Origin of the sequence: Flavobacterium piscis, assembly GCF_031457575.1 — a bacterium.
Classification (GTDB): Bacteria; Bacteroidota; Bacteroidia; order Flavobacteriales; family Flavobacteriaceae; genus Flavobacterium; species Flavobacterium piscis_A.
Genome location: NZ_JAVDWQ010000004.1, coordinates 74,318 through 97,717, shown reverse-complemented (window position 1 = coordinate 97,717; position 23,400 = coordinate 74,318). Strand labels below are relative to the sequence as shown.

Sequence of the window (23,400 nt, the reverse complement as noted above, 5' to 3'; positions counted from 1 at the left end):
GAAACTGCAACTGAAAAACTATTTAATAAGTTCTCTTTCTAAAAAATAATTTACAATTGCTTCTTTCATTAAAACCGATTGCTCTCCTGCTTTTAATGGCGGCAATTCTTCTTTTACTTTATAATGCGGCCAGCCATCTTCATCAAAATATTCGAATTCATAAAAGCCATAAGGTTCTAATAATCTGCAAATGGCGATGTGCATTAGGTTCAGCTTTTCGTCTTTTTTGAATTCGCGGTGCACTTTTCCGAGTTCCTGAACGCCAATTAAATAAATTATGGCATCCAAATCTAAATCTTCGCCTTGCGAAAACTGGTTGGAAAGTATGTTAACAAGCTGTTCCCAGCGTTCTTTTAGTTGTGTATCTCTGGACATTTCTATAATTGTGAAGTATGAATTGTGAATTATAAATTCAAAAATCATAAAATTTAGCCTGCAAAGATACGGAGTTGAAATTTGAGAATGAATCCCTTATAATTCTTTTATATTTGCCTCTCATTAAATAAAGAAATAATATGAGTTTTTTAGACATGATTTTAGGGGCACTTTTGGCTTTCAGCCTGTACAAAGGCATTAAAAATGGTCTTTTTATAGAAGTAGCTTCTTTTATTTCTTTAGTACTGGGAATTTATATAGCGATTAAATTTTCCTCCTTTATGAAAGAACTCATCATGAAGCATGTTTCCTGGAATCCTAATACAATTCAGGCAGCGGCATTTATTTTGGTATTTATTCTTGTGGTTATTGGTGTTTATTTATTAGCAAAAATCTTAACCGGAATTGCTGATCTGGCCTTTTTGGGGTGGATGAATAAATTAGGCGGAGGCTTGTTTAGGGTTTTGAAAACAATTTTGATTTTGAGTATTGTAATTGCACTTTTTGAGAAAATCAACTTCAACAATACTTTTGCCAAAAAAGAAACTTTAGATCAATCAATGTTTTATAATCCAATTAAAAAAGTCGCTGTTTTTGTGTATCCTTCAATTGAGAAAGGATATGAAAGTCTGAAAAAAGCAAATGCTGAAAAAGAAGCAGAACCAGCAAAAAAAGAATAGCTTATCGGATTCAGCCGATCCTACTATTCAGTTTGATTGATTTGTTGTGGAAATAAATTTTTCAAAATAATCAGCATCATGCCAATTACATTTACGGATGAAGTTGTCAATAAGGTAATCAGTACGTTTTCTGAAAGATTTAAATGCAGTAAATAGTCATTGAAATACAGAATAGAGATAACGGCGGCCAGCCAAAGGAAAATAATAAATGAGAAAATGTACGTGAGATATCTTCGCAGTTTCGTGTCTTCTAAAAACCTTCCCACTTTTGCATTTCCCAGTCTGTCTTCCAGAATCTGGTTTTGAATACGGGCATTATCAATATCTACAGGTCTGACTGCTGCACTGTTTTCAATAGAAATACGGCTTAAATTGAGTAACGACATCTTAGGTAGCAATTGGTTTTAAATTATTATAATGCTCAAAAATATCTTCATCAGAAATGACGGCATTAGAATCCTTACGATATACTTTTTGCCATGGCGTGCCTTCAATATGTGTTAACGCACTTAAATATATTCCGTCAAATCTTCCGTACACTTCCCAGATTTTATCTAAAAACTGTTCGTCTTCATTTGTAATTTTTTCGTCTCTAGCTGCATTTGGAATTTTTTCGGTAATCTTTTCTTTTTTGTATTGCTTTATGCTGTAATACAACGAAGGGAAAACCGGACCGAAATCCCAGGCAATCGGGTTTTCATCAATTAACCTCTTCTTTTTGTCTGTCAGGGCCAAATACCAGCCATACGCAATATAAGTTAGCTTGATTATTTTCATAGGAGTAAGGTTTCCGGTTTTGGAATATTTATCTATGAAATAATTAGCAACAGTTGTGGGATTGTAAGCCATAATTATACACTATTATTTTTCAAAGTTAATTAAAATTAGATTGCTTTACAATTTTGACCTTTATTGTTTTGCTAATGAGCTACTTTCAAAAATTTTATTCTATTTTAAAATAATTATCCTTATCTTTTAAATTTGAGAAAAAACATTATTTTAGGATTCTGTCAAATGACAAAATCGTGCATTTTATACTTCAATATTTTTTTCACAATTCTTTTAGGCTGTTATTATTTAACACTTATAACCAAAGGATTCCTTATTTCCTGAGAAAAATTTTCAAGATATTCAAGCCATTTTTTAGCATCAGTAATTTTTCCTGCCTTATCCCAGGCAGCACCGGTATAGTAAATAATAGGCTCGTTACTTTTAACTTCTGTTTGTGCTAAGAGTTGTATTTTATCTGCCCACATGTTTTTAACTGGTGTGGTTAATACGGAACCTACAGCCGTGGTACCATTTTTTTCAGAAGTCGGTTCCCAATACGCCATAATTCCCTGCTGTTCATTTAATGAAATATTTCCGGCTTCAGTTCTTCTGCTGATTCCTACAACAACCGGCATTGGTTTACTGCCATCAAAAGTGTAACTGTTTTCGATACGGCTGAGCTGTGAACCGGCATCTAAGGATATCGTTTTTATTGCATTCACTTTTATTCCACCCGCGTCCCACGCATCATAGATTAATTGAAATGTAGAACGCAAAGGACCATTGTCAAGCACTTTCCATCTGTGATAGTTGGCTGAATATCGAACGGTATCTTTTACATAAGGTGCCATATTTCCTGCACCTAATGAATGCCCTACCTGATAATAGTCCAACCCATCCCCATGATCTGTATGATAATCGGCTAATTTATAGCGTTCGTTAATTACCATTTTATTCGTGCGTTTTACCCAGACATCAAAGCCGTAAGCATCTTCGTTTGAGCCCTCGATTGCTTTGCCGTAAGTGCGAAAGGCAATTTGATCGTTTTCCCATGCAAAATCATCTTTGCGCTCCGGAACATATCTGGCATAGGTTTTTACGGCAAATGTTTCCGGTTTTCCGCTTTGCACAAAAAGAGTCAGTTTCGATTTTGCCTTAATATCAACCTGAACCAGTAAATTTTGAATTGCAGCATTAGCCTGATGTTCTAATTGAAAAACAACTTGTTTTTTGGTTTTTGGATTAATCACAACGAAATTTGCAGTATCTATTTTAGGAAAACTGTTTAAAATCGTTTTCCAGTTTATTGCGACAACGGCTTCTTTTCGATCCAAAGCCGAATTGTTTTCAATAGTTATAGTTGCTTTTGTTTGTGCCAAAAAAGTCACAGGTATTACAAAGACAAAGCAAAAAAAGAATTTAATAAATTTCATGAATTTTCTTTTAATTAATTGTACTCACCCTAAGTTAGCATTTAATCTTTTTTGTTTTGCATAAAATCGGGAAAACCACTTTTTGTCCACTCTACAACGCGCGCACGGGTTGCGCGATTTATATCGGATAATTCATGTCCTTGTATTTCCTTGTAATCCCGGGCATGATAAATCATTATGGTTGTTTTTCCATCTTCAGCAGTGGTAAATGAATTATGACCAGGCCCGTATCTTTTTAAATCCTCATTTGTATAAAAAACAGGTCCCGGAGATTTATTCCAATTGGCAGCATTTAGTAAATCGGCTTTTTCATTGATCCATAACAACCCCATGCAATAATTGTAGTTTGTGGCACTGGCAGAATAGGTTACAAATATTTTTCCGTTCTTTTTGATTACAGCTGGCCCTTCATTGACATTGTATTTTTGTCTTTCCCAGCTAAATTCAGGTTCTGTTAAAATTACTTCTGGGCCTGTAAGTGTGGTTGGGTTTTTCATTTCAGATAAAACCAAAGCTGTTCCATGGTCTCCTCCTCTTGCATTCTGCGCCCATATCAGATATCGTTTACCATTGTGCACAAAGGTTGTGGCATCGAGGGAAAATGAATCTATTTTGGTTTTTATCTGTCCTTCTTCTGTCCATTTCCCCTGCATCGGGTCTGCTGATGGATTAGACAATACCCACATTCTTATATTCCATTTATTTTCAGACTCACCGGCAGCAAAATAAATGTACCACTTTCCGTCTATCCTGTGCAGTTCAGGGGCCCAAATGTGGTTTGCCATAACGCCTTTTTCATGTTTATGCCAGATTTCTTTTTCTTTGGCCTCTTTTAAGCCGTTGATACTATTGGCTTTTCGTAGTACAATACGATCATATTCAGGGACAGTAGCTATCAGGTAATATTCACCGGCATCTGTTTTATGCACCCATGGATCTGCTCGCTGTTCTGCAATTGGGTTATTGAATTCAATTGATTGTGAATGACTTTTGTGTGGATATAGGACAGCTACAATAGCCAAAGTAAAAATCCTGATTAATTTCATGTTTATCTGTTTATTCTAATTTTTATTAAAGTCAATTACCTTTTTAATTCCATTATCAAATTCCAGGTTAACAGTTCCATTTTCCTGCTCATGAATTTTCACAGGAATCAATTCATTTTTCTTCCATTTTTCTCCTGATTTCTTCCAAAGCATCAAAGTAGCATAAAGAGTTGATTTTTTTGAATCGCTGGTGATATTAATCACAGCACTTTTATCACTCTCCGGGTGTAATCCTTTTGCATTTACAACTTCTGTCTTGTCCCATCCCAAAATCGGAACCATCGCTAATTGATATTTTCCATTATCAATAATAGTTACCTCATATCCTTCTACATTTTTTTTAGTGGTAACTATTTCCTTGTCTAATTTAGGCAGCGCATAATGTCCCAAACGCATTGAAATTGGTTTATCATTATTGTTTCTATCTACTCTTAAAATTCCATTGGTCAACGGAATATCCGCTAAATTGAATTGAATGTTTTCATCGGTTTCTAAAACAACATTTCTGTAATAAACACCGTTTTCAAATTTTTTAAATGTGTATAATCTAAAGGCTTCCCACATATTATTTTTGTTTTTTATAACATAATTCATAGCTACTTCTCCATTTTCGCCATCGGCCTGCCACGGAAAAGCACTATTATAGGACAGTCTGTTATAGTTCTCTGTTGATCTGAACTTTTGCCAGTCGTCTTTTACCTTTTCATTACACCAGGCCCTTATTTCAGAAGCGCCAATATTAGGATAATCCGTTATTAAAATCTGCGAATCTCCCTGATATTTATTGTAAACCTCATCTTTTTTAAACTTCGTATCCCAATCACCATTGTTTTCTTTGGTGTTCCAAAAAGGATTATTATCCGGAACGAGTAAACCTAAAAATACTTTCCCCATCCAATAGGCACTTCCCCTGCAGCTGTAAATTTGAACCGCCGGCTCAAAGGCACCATAAAAACCGAGTGTGGGTACATTGTCTTTCATAAAATCAGGATGTGTTAAAAATTGTTTGATCACACCTGATGAAATTCTCCGCATCCATCCATAATTGGTATTTGGATCGTTTTGAAATCCCATTAAGGGAAAAGGTACAACAGCACCGGTTCTGTAACTGATGCTTCTTCCCCACATAATCATTTCGCCATCTTTGCTAAATAAGTACGGGTAATTGTCTTTTAAATCATTAAAATTACCGGCAAATTTAGCTGCAATTTCAGGATAATTTTTTTTACCAAAATACTCTGACCAAATCGCGCCGTACATCTGAAACGCCCACATGCTGTAATAATCAAAAGCAGGACTGTCATTATACCAGCCATTACCGCGATAATGTTTCAGTGATTTTTCTAAATACTCAACCAATAATTTTTCATTAACGCTATAGCCTTGTTCTTTAAAAAAACTCAGCACAAAAATGTTGAAAAATTTCCAGTTAGAATCAACTGTTGGTCCATCGCCATAACTGAGCATTATTTTAGCCAAATCATCTTTCTGATTTTGAGGTAAAGGTTGCCATAAAACTTCAGGATTTGTAAGCAATGAAAGTGCCAGGGCTCCAAATTCAACTAATTTTTGGTTAGGTCCGCCATTTTTAGCACGAGGTTCAATATAGGACGGACTGGCTGGATCTGTTAATTTCCCTATTTGATATCGGTAGTAATCTGCGACCTTAATATTATTGATCACTAATGACGGATTCTCTTTTAATAACGGTGAGGCGATAAATAAAGTCCTGCAGAGTCCTTCGAGTTTTTCTGTTGGAATCTGGCCTTCATTTACAGGATAGCTTTTTCCCTCTTGTTTAGGAAATTGCATCGGATCATCTAATGTATGAATGTAACTAAATGCCCCTTCTAATAAATAAAGTGCCGCATCTTTCCAATGCTGTTTTGTCATTCCTGTGTAAGGACTGATCTTATAATCAGGATTTTTTACCTGAAATACATTAGCGGTATTTTCTTTTTGTTGTGAAAATAAAGACACACTAAAAATACTCGCTAAAAGCAACAATGTTTTTAATTGATTCATTTTGAATTGATTTTGTAATTTCTCTATTTACAATTTATTTTTCCCAGCAGATTGTATCTTAATTACACTTTTCTTTAATCCCGGAGAAGTGGCTTCCAGATTAATAACTCCCGATTCATTATTACTTTTAATAATTACCAAAGCACGACCATGCCATGCTTTTCGGGTATTCGCTACATATAAATCAGTATCTTTTAGATCAGCATTATCAACTCCTGCAATTGTTCCGGCACCTGAAACCTTAAAAGTAAGTTCATTCTCTGCATTTGGATTCAAAATACCGTTATCATCAGTGATTTCAATGCTTACATATACTAAATCCTGACCATCTGCATTTATAGTTTTACGATCAGCGGTTAATTTAATTTTAGAAGCCTGATTGGCAGTTCTTAATAAAACCGATTCAGCTTCTTTTCCATTATCCAAACCAACAGCTTTTAGTTCACCGCTTACATACGGAATTGAAAAAGTTGCTTTAAATTCCTGTGCCTTAGAAGTTTCTTTTTCTCCAATACTTTTTCCATTTAAATACAATCTTACTTTTGGATATTTCGAATATACTTCCACTTCAATATTTTTGCCTTCATAGCCAGGCCATGTCCAGCTTTCCCATGTTGGCCAAACAGCCCATATTGTCAATTTAATGGGGCCGCTTTCCGGATTTGGTTCCCGGACAGCCATATATATTTTCTCGTTGTCATTATACAGCATACTCCTGTAGTGAGAAATTGGCTTTCGCCAGCCCATTAAATCAACATCACCACAATAGGCTCCATGCCAAGGGTAGAAATTTCCTGTCCAGTGTTCTCCCTCCGTCTCTCCAGGATAAACATAACGGCCAATACCTGATTCACCTAAATAATCCATTGCAGTCCAAACAAAATCTCCTAAAATATAATGGTGTTTCTGAACCAAATTCCAGTTGGCAAAAGCATCTTTTGGGTATGATTCGGTTTGCAGAATGATTCGGGAAGGCACTCTTTCGTGATCTGATTCTGCACGATGCAACTGGTAATTATATCCGGCAACATCATGAGCAGCCATCAAAGGGTCAAAAATATCCCAACCCTGCTGGTCCCAGGTTGTCATTGCAGATGTTACGGGACGTGCAGCATCTATATTTCTAATGGCATTTGCCAGCATTTTTGCTGTTTCAACTGCCTCAGGTTTGGTTCGTTCAATAATTTCATTACCAATACTCCACATAATTACAGAAGGATGATTTCGGTCTCTTAGTACCATAGACTCTACATCATGTTTCCACCATTTATCAAAAATTATAGCATAGTCATAATCGTTTTTCTTTTCTTTCCAACCATCAAAAGCTTCATCTATTACGAGCATTCCTAATCGATCGCAAGCATTCAGAAAAGCTTCAGAGGGAGGATTATGCGAAGTTCTGACCGCATTAAATCCTGCAGCTTTAAGTAATTCTACTTTTCGTTCTTCAGCGCGATCATAAGCTGCGGCTCCAAGTGAGCCATTATCGTGATGGACACAACCACCATTCAACAGTATTTTTTTACCATTTAATAGAAATCCTTTTTCGGTACTAAAATTTATTGTTCGGATTCCAAAATCTGTTGTTACCACATCCAATACTTTTGAAGTTGTTTTAATTACTGACTTCACTTGGTAAAGATTCGCCAACTCAACCGACCATAATTTTGGATTTTCTACAGTAAGAGTCTGAATTACTTCTTTTTCTTCGTTTGGCTGTAATTCTATTTTACTGGCTGAATCAGCAATATCTCTTCTTTTTCCATCATTAATAACCGTTGACAATAAAACATTTTGCAAAACGGCAGTTTCATTCTTAACCAAAGTTTTAACCTGAATCTGGGCTTTATTATTTTTAACTTCCAAAGTAGTAACGGCAATCCCCCAATTTTTAATATGAACAGGATTCTTTACGGTTAACCATACGTTACGATAAATACCTGAACCGCTGTACCATCTGCTGTTTTTTTGTTGGGAATTATCTACTTTAACAGCTACTATGTTTTTTTGTCCAAATTTTAAATAGGGTGTAAGATCATATTCAAAGGAAGTGTAACCATAAGGCTGTAAACCCACAGATTTTCCATTTATAAATACCTCTGCATTCATATAAACGCCTTCAAAATAAATGGCAATCTTTTGGTCTTTCCATTCAGACGGAATTGAAAATGTTTTTCTGTACCACGCAGTTCCCATTGGGTAAAAACCACCATCTCCAGCACTTATATTGTTTTTTTCTGACTTTCCTTCAATACTCCAATCGTGGGGTACATTTAATTTTCTCCAATTAGTATCATCTAAATTAGGTGAGCTATTTTCTGCAGCATCTCCTAAAGAAAATTTCCAATCTAAATTAAAAAGTTGTTTTCGCTCAATACTGGAGTTTTGAGCTGCTATTTTTGAAGCACAAACAATTAATAATAAATTAATTAAGAGTAGTGTCTTTATGAATTTCTTCTTTTTAGTCATTGGTGCCTGATTATTTGGTTACTTATAAAATTGATTCTAACACTTCATTTTCTAAAAATTACAGAAAATGACACGCAAGTGTAAAAACAACACTTTTTCAAATATATGACTATTACATATAATTTTCTACATTTAAAAATATATAATGTAATTAATGGCGTGTTTTATTTTGAAAAAGTCTACTGATTCCATTTATCAAACCATTTCAGAGTTGGTTTTTCATCTGTGATTGTTATGGGTAACCAAACATAACTGCCCTCGATAGGATTGTCAGGTTTCCATCGGTCAGCCATAAAAATAAACTGGTCTTTTTTTCCTGCGATAGGCAAAATATAAGTGCTTTGTGAATGAAATGTAAGTTCTGCATCTTCACCCACACATGGATTTCCTAAAGATTCCCATGGTCCCCAAATCGATTTAGATTTAAACGAACGCGCCTCATTAGGATCCCAACCTGTACAACCGGAAGTTATCATATAGTAAATTCCGTCTTTCTTAAAAACTGCAGGTGCTTCATTATGACCAGCCGGAGCAACTCTTGTCCATTTTTGGGTAAAATCCAGATAATCATCTGTGAGTTCTGAAATATGAAGCGTCAAATTATCTTCTGAAGAGTGAATAAGATACGCTTTTGAATCATCATCAACAAATACCGTCATGTCTCTTGACATCTGTCCTTTATCAAAATCCCTGCGCACCAGCATTCCGTTTTTTACAGCTGTCAGCCACTCTGGAGTCCAGGATTTCAAAACCTGCTCATCGGTTGAAGCCGATTTAAATTCCTCCTTGAAATCGATTGGCCAAATTCCTTTATTGGGGCGGTAGGATTTTTTGAATTTGAAAGGTCCATTTGGATTATCACTTACAGCAACACCAGCTCTGGCAGCATCATACCCCTGTCCTTTCAGTTCCAAATGAAACCACATGACATATTTGCCTGTTTTTTTATTAAAAACAACTTTTGGACGCTCTATAATACATCCTTTTGTTATTTCGGAATTAGGATTTTGCTCCACTTTTAAAACAATACCTTCATTTTTCCAGTTATACAAATCTTTTGACGAATAACAGCTGACTCCTTGCAAAGATGTATTTCCCCTACGGCCGGAAGTTTTAAATTCGCCGTACCAATAATAAGTTCCATCCACAAAAAGAATTCCGCCTCCATGTGCATTAATATGTACGCCATCAGTATCTTTCCATTGTTTTCCCGGAGTAAAATAATGGTTCTGACAAAAAACAAAAGAACATACAAAACTTATAATTATCGAATAGTTTAATTTCATTTTTTATTTGTTTTTTTGATAAACCCTGATATAATCTACTATGAATTTTGATGGAAGATCCGCTGTAGTGAATTCGCCACCATTTGTTCCTCCGACAGCCAGATTCACTAATAAATAATGTGGCTGCTGAAACGGAATTATCTTTTGATTTTTATCTTGTATCGTTTCTTTTACATTAATTTCATTTAATAACTGATCGTCAACATATAATTTAATCCAGTGTTCATCCCAATCCATTCTCCAGACATGAAATTTATCTGCCCAGTCCTCTTTAAAATCACTCAGCATAACTGTATAACTGTCCCAGGCTGTATCGGGTTTATTCGATTTCCATGCAGCATTGGCTAATATTTTTCCCGTATAATATTCCATGATATCAATTTCGCCATTTGCAGGCCAGTTTCCTTCTACGCCCAAAGTCCAAAAGGCCGGCCACATTCCTTTTGTAACCGGAATTTTAGCCCGCATCTCGAATCGGCCGTATTGCCAGGAATGTTTTCCCTGTGTAATTAAACAGGAAGAGGTAACTTTTATGGAATCTCTGCTTTTTGTCCAGTCCCGGTGGGTTTTAGAAACAAAATCCGGATTGGCTTTGTTTTCTTTTCTGGCTTCTATAATCAAAAAACCATTTTCACAATACGCATTTTCTTTTTGATACCATTGATCTTCCTGATTTCTCACAAAACCTGTTTCGTAATTCCAGTTCTTTTCATCAGGAATGCCGTCAATCGAAAATTCATCATTCCAAACTATCTTATATCCCTTATATTTGGTGATTTTTTCTTTATTTGGAACACAACCATAACCCAACGCTAACACACTTCCTATAATTCCAAAAAAGCAGATACTAAATTTCATTTTTACACATTTTTAAAAGTATATCAATTACCTCCTTTAGCTGGAGGTTTGCTGAGCTAAAAGATAAATTGGCTTAGCCGAAAAAATCAGCATTTTTATTTGGCTAAAGGCTTTTATTGTCTTTAAATTATAATTCTCCGGCTAAAGCTGGAGCCTCAATAAACTAAACTACTATGGACTGAAAGTCCATAGATTATGTTGGCAGACTGAAAGTCTGCAAGGCGGCAGCACTTATTTGTTAACCACAAATTACACAAATTAGCACTAATTTAATTTGTGTAATTTGTGGCTAAAATATTTTTAGAAGCTAAAGCAAAATGCACTAAAGTGTATAGTCTTACTATTTTTGAGACCAATAAAAATCAAAGTTTCATCTCTTGTTCGTAGATAGTAAATGGGGGATCACTCAATCCCCCATCAACACTACAAGAACTCAACATTATAAAAACCAAATTAACTGTCTTATTTTTCTATAAATCTTTATTTTTTAATGATTCGGATTGTTTTCTCCGGATGAGACTGAAACTTCACAAAGTAAAACCCTGCGCTATTATTCTCCAGATTCAGGTGAATTTTACCATTTTCGACCGCATAATCCGATTCAGAAATTAATTTTCCATCTACAGTGTAAATTGCAATTTTTTGTGAATCTTCGTTGGCTGGGAAATTGATATCCAACTGACCATAGGTAGGATTTGGATAAGCTGTTATATTTCCTGCAAACTTTGGCTGCGGTTTGTTTGTGGATAAAGTAGTATCAACACTGCCATAAAATTCAAGTTCAGCTATATTTCCGTAACCCGTTGGTGTGTACCAATATATGTATCTGTACTTTTTAGTTGCCAAGCCGCTGTCAGTTGTGAAAATATCGTTGACAGGCGTTTGTGTAATCACGTGTAGAACCTCATAGGAATTAATATAATCCTCACTGTTAGAACCACGGATTTCACTTCCCGGTATGCGATTGCCAAAACCATTGCGGGGAACATATCTGATATCTGTTAAACTGGCTTTTTTATCAGGGCCAAAATCATAACCTAAATAACCTATCGCCGTTGGTCCATCCACGAAAGTACTCACGTCTTCGTCAAAAGCTTTTTCAATTGTCAAGCCACTATTTTGATAAGATCCTGAATGACCAATTATACTGCCCGTAATTTTTTGTCCCGGTGCAGGTGTCGCGCTTAAGATACCCGAATCAGGACCTTCTCCTAAAGCGTTGAAGGCAGATATTTTATAGAAGTAAGGATTACCGTTTACAACGGCTACGTCCTGATATTCATTAGCGGTAACGGTTGCTATGACGGTAAAAGGGCCTGATGGGGAGTTGGATCTTTTTACATAAAAATCAGCATCATACATAAAATCCCATTCAAGGTTTACTTTTGCATCACCGTATGCCAAACTTGCATTTGTAACTGCAGGCGGAATTTCAAATGATAATGTTTTAACCTGTAAAGGCGAAGAATATGGACTTTCACCACCTGTATTTACTGATGCCAGTTTATAAAAATAGTCTTTATTCTCCTGTAAATTGATGTCATCGAAAGTGGTTTCTTTTAGATATACAGCCACATCTTCATACATGCCATCTATGCTTTCCGATCTTTTAATGGTATAAGATTCTGCACCTGCAACCGCTGACCATTTTAAATTGATTATGGATCTTGATAGTGCCTTTCCTTCAATATCTGACGGAGCAGCAGCAATCGGAGCCTGCTCAAATACCAGTATAGCCGAATATACTGACTCTACATTGTCTTTACCAACAACTTTGATTCGGTATTCTGCCCTTGAATGAACCTGATCTGTCTGTTTAATAACCTTATAATCTGTTGATTCATAAAAAATAGAGAAGTCATTTTCGCCGTTTAATTTTCTTTCAACTATATATTTATTTACTAAATCATTATTGGTACCTGTCCAGTTTATGGTAATGCTTTGATAGTCTGATGACAATTCATAACTCAGTGTTTCGGCTTTTGTTTTCCAGGTTGGAATGAATTCCCTATTTGAACTATACGCTTTCGCTGAAGCATTGTTCGCATAATATTCTCCTGCCGGGGTTAAAACCACATAACTAGTAGCTGTGCTCGAAATTACCGGTGCCGTTTGAAGCCACACGTAATTTTGCCAGTTTGGATTTCTGGTTTTAAAAGCATCATCTATAGTAACATACATCGCCCTTGCATCCTGTACCCAATTGTATATGGAATAGCGTTCTACATAATCTGTAGTTTCCAACACGGTTAATATTGCCGCCAGATCATTTTTGTGCTTAATAGCATTTGCATCGGTAAGTACTGTTGGGCCATCAGGAAAATTATTCCCTGTCCAGTTTGCTCCTATGTTCCATTCTGTAATCCAAAGCGGTCTTTTATATCGGTCATATACATTTTGCAAATCGCTTTTCCATTGGGCAGCAGTCTTGTACCAATAACAGTGAATCGCCACGTAGTCAATTCGGTAATTATTAGCTTCAGCCTGGGTCATAAAATTGCCCATCCACGGATTAAAAGGATCTGACGTTGCCGGAGAACCTAATCGCAAGCCTGACTTCATCAGTGCCGGCCAGGAACTTATTGCAGCTTCAACAGTCATGTTTGCCTGATCAGGACGATCGGGCTCATTGAATCCTAAAAGGTGCGTATAGCCCTCTTTTGTGTAGGCAGGCGTAAACGAAGGCCAGAAATTGGTCTGTCTTATCGGTACATATTCAATATTTGGTGTAGAACTCATTCCCGTGTTCCAGTTGTAATACCATGTAATATTGGTTGCGTTCATAGCCTCGATACTTCCGCCTGCCAGTCCTTTTTTGTTAACTTCGTGCCATTTCATAGTTCTGATGAATGAGATGGTTCCATTTAAATTCACTGGCAAAATTGGAACTTCCAAATCCTGATTTTCTGCTATAAAAACCCTGCTGTATCCGGATCCGTCTGCATTGGTAGCAAAAGTTGCCATGTATCCTTTTTTTAATTTAAACGACTTGATAGCATTATCAAAGGTGTCTAAATTATCATGTGGTGTAACAGGTGCATATTGTTGGGAAGTACCTCCAAAATTTTCTGATGTAAAAACTTCCAGAGGCATTTCGTTTACCGAATAAGGAGCCACTACTGCACCACTTCCATAATTGGTCACCTGTACATTCGAACCGTTACCTGCCGGAACCCCATTGAACGAAATGTACTGTAAATAAGAACTGATAACCTCACTCGGTTTCTTATTTTCAAAATACAATCGCGCGTTTGCCGAATTTAAGTTTACGGTTGTATTGATTAAAGGATTGTAGGCATTTTTTAGATATAAAGACGCCGCCGAATTTAAAACCACTTTTGATTTTGCATACCCTCCAACATTCAGATTACTTGTAAGTTCTACAGTTTCTGTTGAAGGACTGATAATTTTTTCAGGAGCATAAGCTATATCTTCAAAAGTAACGGAACTTACGACCATATCTACTGCTCCAACTGCATAATTTTTACCAATCACAATATTTGCCATTTGCTGCTCTGTAACCTTCAGATTCCCTATTCCGAAAAGCGCTTTATCACCGGTTATATTGATGTAATAAGTACCACTTGCCTGAGACTGAAAAGAGAGATCTCCCTTTCTTAGTTTATTAACATCCCCTGTTGTAAAACTTTTTGTGGCAAGAACTGTACCTCCGCCATTGACTGCTGTTGAAACAGATACATTCATTTGAGAGCCTGGAGCTAAATTGGAAATGTATTCATACAGCCAGGAAAACTGATACTCTTTTGCCGCTTCGAGTTGTACCGGAAATGAATAAACGGAATTTTCCTGAGCACCATCCCATCTTACATACAGTAACCTTCCTGAATAATTCGCACCATCCGATTCAAGGGAATGTCCTGACGTTACATCCATATACCGCACGCCACTTGCCGAGTTTGCCGTATTAAAAATTGCCGAAGATACTGAGTTGGTCCAGCCATAAACTGCAGGTGTTCCAGAATTATCATTAACAAAACCATCCCAGACATTTATCAAATTTACAGATTTAAGATTCAAATCCCCAATTGCCATAAGTCCGGATCCTGCTGTGATGGTGATGTAAAAAATCCCGTCTGCAGTTGCGATAAAAGAAAAATCCCCTTTTCTTAATTTATTGGCATTTCCGGTTACAAATGTTTTTGAAGCTATCACTCCTGTTCCGTTCGCAGCAGCTGAAATGGCTACATTAATAGGAGTTCCGGGAGCCGAATTGGACACATATTCATAAATCCATGAAAATTCGTATTTAAGGTCTTCTTCTAATGTTACAGGATAACTGTAAGTTGAAGTCGAGTAAGCACTGTTATCCCAGCGGATGTACATGATTCTTCCATTATAAGTTGTGTTATCTGATTCAAATGTGTGGCCAGAAGTTACATCCAGATATCTCACGCCACTGGTAGAATTGGCTGTATTCCAGGGAAGACTTGCAGATGTATTAGCCCATCCGTAATCATTTGGTTTACCCGAATTATTGCCAGTCACTCCCGCCCATTTGCCCAACAGGTTATCGGGTCCATATACCACGTCCTGTGTTCCTGAAGTATTATTTACAAAATCCAGCGTTTTAGAGGCTAAAAAATGCCCGTCCTGATAAATATTTACAAAACCATTTTTTACAGCATACCTATACGTTTGTTCCTGAGCATTATCAACAGAAGTACTTAAATTTTCTACTGCTGATAAAACTGTGGAATGGTTGAAAGTAGTTTTATCTAAAGAGGTCCTGAATCCAAGTCCGGCTGTATTTTTAACTTCAACATCCAAACCTCTGCCCTGTGCCGAATTTACTTTGGCTTTTACTTCCAATGTAAACTCTGCCTGATTGGATAACGGAAATGATATCACATCCGAAGTTGTACTATTGCTGAATGTCTTAGAACCGCTTAATGATGTCGCTAAATTTACTTTAACTGGCAAATTAGGAGTCTGCGCCTGCATCCGGAACAAAAAGACGGATAGTCCGAAAAATAAAAGGGTGTATAATTTTTTCATATGAAGTCTTATTTAAAATTGTTTTAAAATTTTTGGCTTACTTTTTAGTTAATGACAAATTAATCTGATGCAGAAACCAAATGATTCCTGCGGTTAGTAACCTGTAAAAATGTATTGATTCATGTGAATTGTAACTGGATTGGGATAAAAAAGAAATCCTGTTTCATAAAGGCCACAGGCATTATACTTTTGCGAATAACGCCTTCGTGGCCAATACTTCTTAAAACTATTAATTGAGGGGCAAAAATTTAAATCTTTTCAAAATGAAGTACCATTGTTTAAACACTTAAAACGGTTAGGTAACTTTCAGCAATTAAAGTAATTATTTGTATATATTCAAATTGGTTTTGCAATACTAAAGTATATCTTCATCTACAACAGCATCCTGCCATTTATCCCAAACCTTCACGTTAGGATCATAACCATCATAACCATAGTTCTGACTTAATTTCCCTTTAATATTAGCCGTTATGGCGCTGTTTGGAATTGGCCAGTAGTTATTACGCTTGTCCATAGTATAAAACTTGGTACCATTTGGCACAACAATTCCGCTTGGGTATTTGTTGTAAAGGGTATAATGTGCAATACGCTGGTACCAATAACTGCCTCCGGCTGCGTCTGTTCCGGATTGTTTATCCCAATTGCTTAAACTGTATGTCTGGCCCCACTCATCCGGTTTTCCGCTAAGGGCGAGACAATGCGAAATGCGTTTTAACTCTACATTTCTCCACTCTTCCAGATAAAGTTCCCTTCCTCTTTCTGCACAAATATCACCTATAGTTACCTGTCCATACATTTGAGAAGCACCTGCTCTGGCTCTGATCGTATTTACATCCTGAGTTGCCCCGCCAATATTGCCCTGATAAAAACGTGCTTCGGCTCTTAATAAATACGTTTCGGCTAAACGATATAAGTACCAATGTGCCTTACTTCCGGTACTGGCTCCCTGAAAATCATTTGCATTTGGATTGGTTTCGTTTACAACATCATGCAGGTAGATCTTATACAACGGAAAATCAAACCATTCTCGAAGGGTATCTTTTGATAGTATAACATTTCCTTCTTTCAATCTGAAATTTTGCTGATAGTATGCAGAAGTCTTATCACTGTATTTAAGATCTTCCATATTTACCCAGTTGCCAACAGTGCTATTATGCCTAAGATCCTGCTTGTCTTCAATACCGTTTACAACCCACATAGGGTGCTGCGAATAATAAGAAGCACTAATTGTAGCAATACCACGTCCGAATGCTCGTGCGTAATCATAATTAGCCTGATAATTTACATTGTTTGAGGGAAAACGATTTGCTGCTTGTTTGCCATCAGGAGTAGTAACTGTACCCGAATTCCAGTTTGGACCAAAAATCCTCATAGAAGCAAAACCTAAAAAGGATTGTACACCACCATTGGGCATTACCATTATGGCTTCTCTATTAGCAGCAATAATCTTATTTTCAGGCCTGTGTAAATCCCAAACGACATTTCTTGTAATTGTCCATGTTTGTGGATTTCCTCCCGGGTCAAAAGTTCCAAAACTGCTCTGCATTAAGGAATAACCTGACTGATCAATAAGAATATTGGCCTGTGCTTCTGCTTCCTGAAATCTGCCGGAAGCCAGATAACACTTGATCAATAACTGACGGCATGCCCCTTTATTAACCAAACCCAGATAAGGCAATTTTGATTGCTCCGGAACCCATTCTACAGCCTTCTCCATGTCTGCAGTAATCATTTCGATGATCGCTTCCTTTTTTGTAGAATAATAACTTTGCTTAGGGACCTCCAAAATTTTGGTAATTAGCGGTATATCCCCAAATTGATATACTAAATTTAAATAACGGTATGCTCTATGAAAATAAGCCTGACCGATATACCTATTCTTAACTTCCTGAGATAGACTCGTCACATTATCAATATAGGTCAGTACAGTATTGGCGTATTTAATACCGTTATAGCCTTCATCCCAGTAAAATCCCAGGTAAAAATCATCATTTGTCGCTGTTTTAAAGCTTCCGGTTGGAACTATGGTGTTAGCAAAATCAGCAATAGTGCTGGTATTGTCTGTCTTTCCATATTTTGCCATATCAGAGAAAACATATTCTGTACCGATAGGCACACTATTACCCGCATAATTGTAATGAATATAATTATTACGCAGTGCTTTATCGGCTATTGCTAAAGTCGCCTGTAAACCGGATTCAGTAGTAAATGTAGTTTCAGGTTCGTAAAACGAAAGTGGATCGGGCTCCAGAAAATCCTTTGAGCAGGAAACCAGAAAAGCAGTAACCACTACTAAAGGTGCTAGTGTTGAGATGCTATTTTTTATATATCTTTTCATTGTTGAATTATTAAAGTGAAACGTTAAAGCCTAAATTAAACATTCGTGTCGCCAGTCCCCCTGTTTCCGGGTCTCCGTAATATTTCCATTCGCCGGAAGCAGACCATGTTGCAGCGTTTTGAACCGAAGCATAAATTTTGAAATTCCTAACATGAAGGCGATCTAAAAGATCTTTAGGAAGTGTATAGGCCAGTGAAATATTGTCTAAACGAATAAAACTGCGGTCATATAATTTTGCCGTCCCGGCTCCTGCAGGTCCCCTGGCATCAAGACGTGCCCAGTCATTGGTTGGATTATCAATGGTCCAATACGGATTTACAAAAGGATTGTAGTTGTTCGTATACAAACTCCCATCGTTGTAAGTATTCATATAACGTCCGTCAAGCGATTTATGTCCCATGTAGGAGTACATATTAATGGCCAGATTCCAATTTTTATAAAATACAAATTCATTCCGTAGTGACCAGTTAATTGGTGGTGCTGTTTCTCCTAAAAATTGCTTGTCTTTTTCATTATAAGTTGGTTTCCCATTAATATCGTCGGCAGTATAGCTGTTTTCCACCTTTGGGTCACCGGGACGCTGTCCGTATTTTGCAGCTTCCTCCCATTCCTCTTTTTGCCAGATCCCGGTTACTTTATAATCCCAGATTTGAGAAATTGGTTTACCAATAAACCATCCATTGGTCCTGTCATCAGACTCTCTGGCTCCAATAACATTACCATCAGCATCCTTAATATCTTCCATATTGCCATATAATGCATTAATGGTATTTTTGTTGTATGAAAAAGCAATGGCAGTAGTCCATTCGAAGTTTGGATTTTTTATGTTTAAAGAACTTAAGCTTATTTCGATCCCTTTATTTTCTACTTCGCCAAGATTGGTAGCAATTGATCCAAATCCGGAGAAACCAGGCAGACGCTGACTCATAATCATGTCATTGGTGACCATTCTGTAAATATCTATAGTACTTGTAATTCGGTCATTTAAGAAACCAAGGTCAAGGCCGATGTTTGTTGCAGTTGTTTTTTCCCATTGCAGATTTGGATTTGCCATACGATCAATCGCCAGGTACTTAGTATCCACAATGTTTCCTGAAGCATCGATATATCCCATTGTTGCTCCGGTACCTGAACCTAAGTTGGCTAAAGCTATGTAAGGATCAGCAAGCGATCTGTTCCCGTTTTTCCCCCATGAGAGGCGTAATTTTCCTGTACTCATTGTATCCCAACTGAACCAGCTTTCTTTGTTAAAGTTCCATCCTAACGCTACAGAAGGAAAAGTTGCATATGGAAACGAAGCCCCAAATGCTGAATATCCATCACGGCGTACTGTTCCGGTAATCATATAACGATTATCAAACGAATAAAAAAGTCTGGCCATTAATGCATCGGCTGTCTGATGGGTATCTGTAGTAGAAAAGGAACTGTTTAAAAGAGTGGCATTGGAAGTATTGTGAAACCCTAAGACATCAGAAGGCTGAATATTACGTGCTCTGATAATATCAGACCATGTTTGAAGTTCTTCTGCTTCCTGAACAAAAGTAGCTATGATATGGTGTTTTTCGGCAAATGTATAATCCCAGGCCAAGGTATTATTCAGGTTCCACGTAAAATTTTTGCCACTTTCCCTGTCTACTCCTATGTTAGCAGGATTCCATCCTTTATGACCTGATGACTGAAAATAACGGTTGTGAAAAAACTGATAGCGTGGCGCAACATTAAATGAATACGTAATACCCACAGGCAAATTTATCCTGGTATTAAAAATGGTATTCAACACAGTAAATCCTTTTTCGAGTTCCATAAATTGGCGGTCATAGTAATAATTATACCCTCCAATAGTTTGTCCCATCGGTTGTCTCTCATATTCACCGTTTGCATCTCTAAAGTTAGAAAATGGGCTGTTTCTCAACATATTGGCATCCCAATAATTAGTTCCGGTACCAACAGCTATATCACCATCTGTACGATCCTGAAAATTAATATTCGCTCCAAATTCAAGCCAACTCGTAATTTTGGCATCCACTTTCATATTTGCCCGGACTGCTGCATAATCATTGCCCTGAATAGCTCCTTCTGAAGTTAAATAACCTAATGACATATAATAATTTACTTTATCACTTGCTCCGGAAACACTTAAATTATTGTCATAATTAATTCCTGTCCTAAAAGTACTGTTATACCAATCGTGTGTTTTTCCTTCTGTAAAATTTTTCAAAAGCATGGCGTCAATAATACCCAGACGGAGTCCCCATACTTCTTTCAGGCTTTTTCCTTGTGTTTGTCCCACGGGTTGATAAGCTAACCATTGGGCCTGGGTTATACCATACTGATCCAGCTGGTCCGGGTTTGTATAATACCCAGCTTTACCAGCAGCTGTCCCTGTCATCCACGCCTCGTAATTTCCGGTTGCTGTATTTTGGCCATACGTTTTGGCAGTTTCCCAATCTTCCCGATATTTTATATACCCTTCCGGAGAATACACATCCCGATAAGCACTTCTGTTAACTATCGTTGTGTTTGTAGTAACGTTAATGACAGGCTTACCCGCTTTTCCTTTTTTGGTTGAAATAACAATAACACCAGCTGCTGCCCTTGAACCATATACAGCTGTTGCTGAAGCATCTTTTAAGATATCTATTTGTCCAACATCATCAGGGTTAATTTCTGAAAGCTCACCGTAGAATTGCATTCCGTCTAAAATAATAAGCGGTGAATTATGATTTCCTGCAGAATAAACAGACGTTTGTCCACGAACCTGCAAAGAACCTCCTCCTTTTGCATCAGCTGAATATCCAACTTTCAGACCAGGTACACCTCGCAATAAATCCTGAACGGTCTGTGGATTTTGATTGGCTAAAGCTTCCGGCTTAACCTGAACAATTGATCCGGTTAAATCCTTTTTCTTCATTTTACCGTATCCCACTACTACCACCTCCTCTAATGAAGCAGCATTCTCTTTTAACTGTACAATAATGTTGGATTTGTTTTGTACGGGAATTTCCTGGGTTACATACCCAACAAAGGAAACTACCAATACTGAATTTTCATCTCCTGCTAAACTAAATTTACCGTCAAAATCTGTTATTGTACCTATTTTAGTTCCTTTTATCGAAACAGAGGCTCCCGGGAGTGGCAAACCATTTTGATCCTTAACTTCTCCGGTAATACTTTTTTGCTGCTCTGTTTTTTCCATTACTGATATGCTGCTAAAGCCAGCAGCGTATACCTGCATTTGAGATAAAGAAACCAATACACAAAACAGGGTAAGTTTCTTTTTAAAATCAAATCCGGATATGTAATCAGGAGCTTTGATTTTCCTAATAAAATTTGTCATCTTTGGTTGTAATTTTTGGTTATTAATTAGTTAAGTTTTTTGCAAAATATAGATATCACAACAATTAGTGTGTTTTTTACAATTTAAATTTTAAACACACGTTATCAAGTAATTAACATATAGATTGCAATACAAATCTAACGCAACACTTAAAAGTAAAGGGGGGTAATTACAACATTATAAAAGGGGTAAATCAGTATTTTACTATCTAAAACACTTTTTTTACCTCTATGATAAAAAACAAGATTTTAAAATACATTATGTATAATTTATAGAGAGTTTATAAATTAACTACAGGTTATTGTTTTTAACGCAGAGTTTTTTCACAGAGTTTCACAAAGTATAAATAATTCTTTGCGAATCTCTGTGTGACCTTTGTAATCTCTGTGGTAAAATTTATATAGAAATTAAAACTGCCAAAAACTCAAAAAGGCTGTCTAAAATGACAGCCTCTGTAATTATTAAAAAGTTTATTCAAATCACTTTACAAAGCGATACATTTCTGATGCTGCCAGCAAAAAAGCACCAACACCAAAATCAGCCGTAGAATTTTTGTCGACAACTTGTCCGGGAATCGCTTTTTCGCCAATAGGCTGCACATATCCCACTGTTCCATCTGCCTGAAGGGCAAATGCTGTCAGGTAATTCCATGACTTTTCTATTACAGGTGAATAAGTATTTTTATCCAGAATACCATTGTTTATTCCCCATAAAAAGCCATAGGTAAAAAAGGCGGTACCACTTGTTTCTGGCCCCGGAGCATGTTCAGGATCCAGAATACTTCTTGTCCAGTATCCTTCTTTTTGCTGTGCATCTGCCAAAGCTTTGGCCATATCTTTAAAACGGTTTATGTATTCCTCTCTATGTTTCGCTGTTTTTGGCAAATCCTGAATAATTTTGGCATATCCGGCAAAAATCCATCCGCCTCCCCTGGCCCAAAAATCTTTTTTCCCGTTTGCACTTTTGTGTTTTGGATAAATGTATTTAGCATCCCTAAAATATAGTTTTGCCTCATTATCATACATTATACTATCGGCATACATTAAATAAGCATGTAATTTTTCTAAATACATTTCATTACCGGTTTCATTATATAGCTTTGTCATCACCGGCATTACCATATACAATCCGTCTACCCACCACCAATAATCATTGGCGTCAGTACTCATTTGGTACTCCATAACTTCGCGTGCACGTGCAATTTTACGAGGATCATTTTTACCTGTAAAATTGTATAAATCAATATAAGTCTGAAAACAAATCTGCCAGTCGCCAAACAAGACATGCTTGTCGTTTTCTCCATAATTGTATTTCCATTCTGACTTATCATTCGATTTAGCTCCCATCCATTGATTTTTTTCTGCCCAGGCCAATGAGTAATCTAAATACTTTTTGTTTTGGGTTACTTTATATGCTTCCATATTTCCGGTATGATAGGCCGAAACATGCCAAAAAGCATTGCCAGGTTCCGGGTGCGTCTCCTGCCAGTGATTATTTACTTTATCAATAATCGAAATAACTTCTGCCTTTGATTGCTTTATTGCAGATTCCTGCTTTACTGCGGTACTTTTACAACCCAATACTGCCAGAGAAATTGAAGTTGTTAATATTAATAAAAGTGATTTTTTTACATTCATTGGTTATAAGATTAGATTAGTATTTTTAGAAAGGACTTCTCCTGACCTATTTTGAATTAGTACAAGGTTTTTATTGGTCTCAGAAGTAGTTTAAAACTATGCACTTTAGTGCATTTAGCTTTAGCTTCT

14 protein-coding genes are annotated in these 23,400 nt (G+C 36.7%); 1 reads left to right on the top strand and 13 read right to left on the bottom strand.

The window, feature by feature from the left end:
• Positions 1 to 18: 18 nt before the first annotated feature.
• Positions 19 to 375 (bottom strand): hypothetical protein, encoded by a 357-nt coding sequence (locus J2W48_RS07450; RefSeq protein ID WP_310279947.1) that lies wholly within the window; start codon positions 373 to 375, stop codon positions 19 to 21.
• 140 nt (positions 376 to 515) lie between these two features.
• Between J2W48_RS07450 and J2W48_RS07445 the strand changes: the two genes are divergently transcribed.
• Positions 516 to 1,055 (top strand): CvpA family protein, encoded by a 540-nt coding sequence (locus J2W48_RS07445; RefSeq protein ID WP_310279945.1) that lies wholly within the window; start codon positions 516 to 518, stop codon positions 1,053 to 1,055.
• A 23-nt stretch (positions 1,056 to 1,078) separates the two neighbouring features.
• Here the strand turns inward: J2W48_RS07445 and J2W48_RS07440 are convergent, their stop codons facing one another.
• The 12 genes from J2W48_RS07440 to J2W48_RS07385 all read right to left on the bottom strand — a co-directional run bounded on the left by J2W48_RS07440 (position 1,079) and on the right by J2W48_RS07385 (position 23,271).
• Positions 1,079 to 1,441 (bottom strand): hypothetical protein, encoded by a 363-nt coding sequence (locus tag J2W48_RS07440; RefSeq protein ID WP_310279944.1) that lies wholly within the window; start codon positions 1,439 to 1,441, stop codon positions 1,079 to 1,081.
• Between the two features lies 1 nt (position 1,442).
• Positions 1,443 to 1,904: a Panacea domain-containing protein gene (locus J2W48_RS07435; protein WP_310279942.1), complete on the bottom strand. Its 462-nt coding sequence runs from the start codon at positions 1,902 to 1,904 to the stop codon at positions 1,443 to 1,445.
• Between the two features lie 224 nt (positions 1,905 to 2,128).
• Entirely contained in the window at positions 2,129 to 3,259 is a 1,131-nt protein-coding gene (locus J2W48_RS07430) for a DUF4861 family protein (protein WP_310279941.1), read from the bottom strand.
• A gap of 41 nt (positions 3,260 to 3,300) precedes the next feature.
• The gene (locus J2W48_RS07425; RefSeq protein ID WP_310279939.1) at positions 3,301 to 4,305 is read right to left on the bottom strand and encodes a glycoside hydrolase family 43 protein; all 1,005 of its coding nucleotides are present in this window, start codon (positions 4,303 to 4,305) and stop codon (positions 3,301 to 3,303) included.
• Between the two features lie 15 nt (positions 4,306 to 4,320).
• Positions 4,321 to 6,330, bottom strand: a complete 2,010-nt coding sequence (locus tag J2W48_RS07420) for a DUF2264 domain-containing protein (RefSeq protein ID WP_310279936.1) — start codon at positions 6,328 to 6,330, stop codon at positions 4,321 to 4,323.
• 27 nt (positions 6,331 to 6,357) lie between these two features.
• Positions 6,358 to 8,799 carry a glycoside hydrolase family 2 TIM barrel-domain containing protein gene (locus J2W48_RS07415; RefSeq protein ID WP_310279934.1) on the bottom strand — a complete coding sequence of 814 codons (2,442 nt, stop codon included), beginning with the start codon at positions 8,797 to 8,799 and terminating at the stop codon, positions 6,358 to 6,360.
• A gap of 179 nt (positions 8,800 to 8,978) precedes the next feature.
• Positions 8,979 to 10,085, bottom strand: coding sequence for a glycoside hydrolase family 43 protein (locus J2W48_RS07410; RefSeq protein ID WP_310279933.1), 1,107 nt, complete (start codon positions 10,083 to 10,085; stop codon positions 8,979 to 8,981).
• 3 nt (positions 10,086 to 10,088) lie between these two features.
• Positions 10,089 to 10,943, bottom strand: a complete 855-nt coding sequence (locus tag J2W48_RS07405; RefSeq protein WP_310279931.1) for a glycoside hydrolase family 16 protein — start codon at positions 10,941 to 10,943, stop codon at positions 10,089 to 10,091.
• Between the two features lie 480 nt (positions 10,944 to 11,423).
• Positions 11,424 to 15,959 (bottom strand): glycosyl hydrolase, encoded by a 4,536-nt coding sequence (locus tag J2W48_RS07400; protein ID WP_310279929.1) that lies wholly within the window; start codon positions 15,957 to 15,959, stop codon positions 11,424 to 11,426.
• Between the two features lie 355 nt (positions 15,960 to 16,314).
• The gene (locus tag J2W48_RS07395; protein WP_310279927.1) at positions 16,315 to 18,297 is read right to left on the bottom strand and encodes a RagB/SusD family nutrient uptake outer membrane protein; all 1,983 of its coding nucleotides are present in this window, start codon (positions 18,295 to 18,297) and stop codon (positions 16,315 to 16,317) included.
• A 10-nt stretch (positions 18,298 to 18,307) separates the two neighbouring features.
• The gene (locus tag J2W48_RS07390) at positions 18,308 to 21,634 is read right to left on the bottom strand and encodes a SusC/RagA family TonB-linked outer membrane protein (protein ID WP_310279925.1); all 3,327 of its coding nucleotides are present in this window, start codon (positions 21,632 to 21,634) and stop codon (positions 18,308 to 18,310) included.
• 479 nt (positions 21,635 to 22,113) lie between these two features.
• Positions 22,114 to 23,271: a glycoside hydrolase family 88/105 protein gene (locus J2W48_RS07385; RefSeq protein ID WP_310279923.1), complete on the bottom strand. Its 1,158-nt coding sequence runs from the start codon at positions 23,269 to 23,271 to the stop codon at positions 22,114 to 22,116.
• Positions 23,272 to 23,400: the final 129 nt, after the last annotated feature.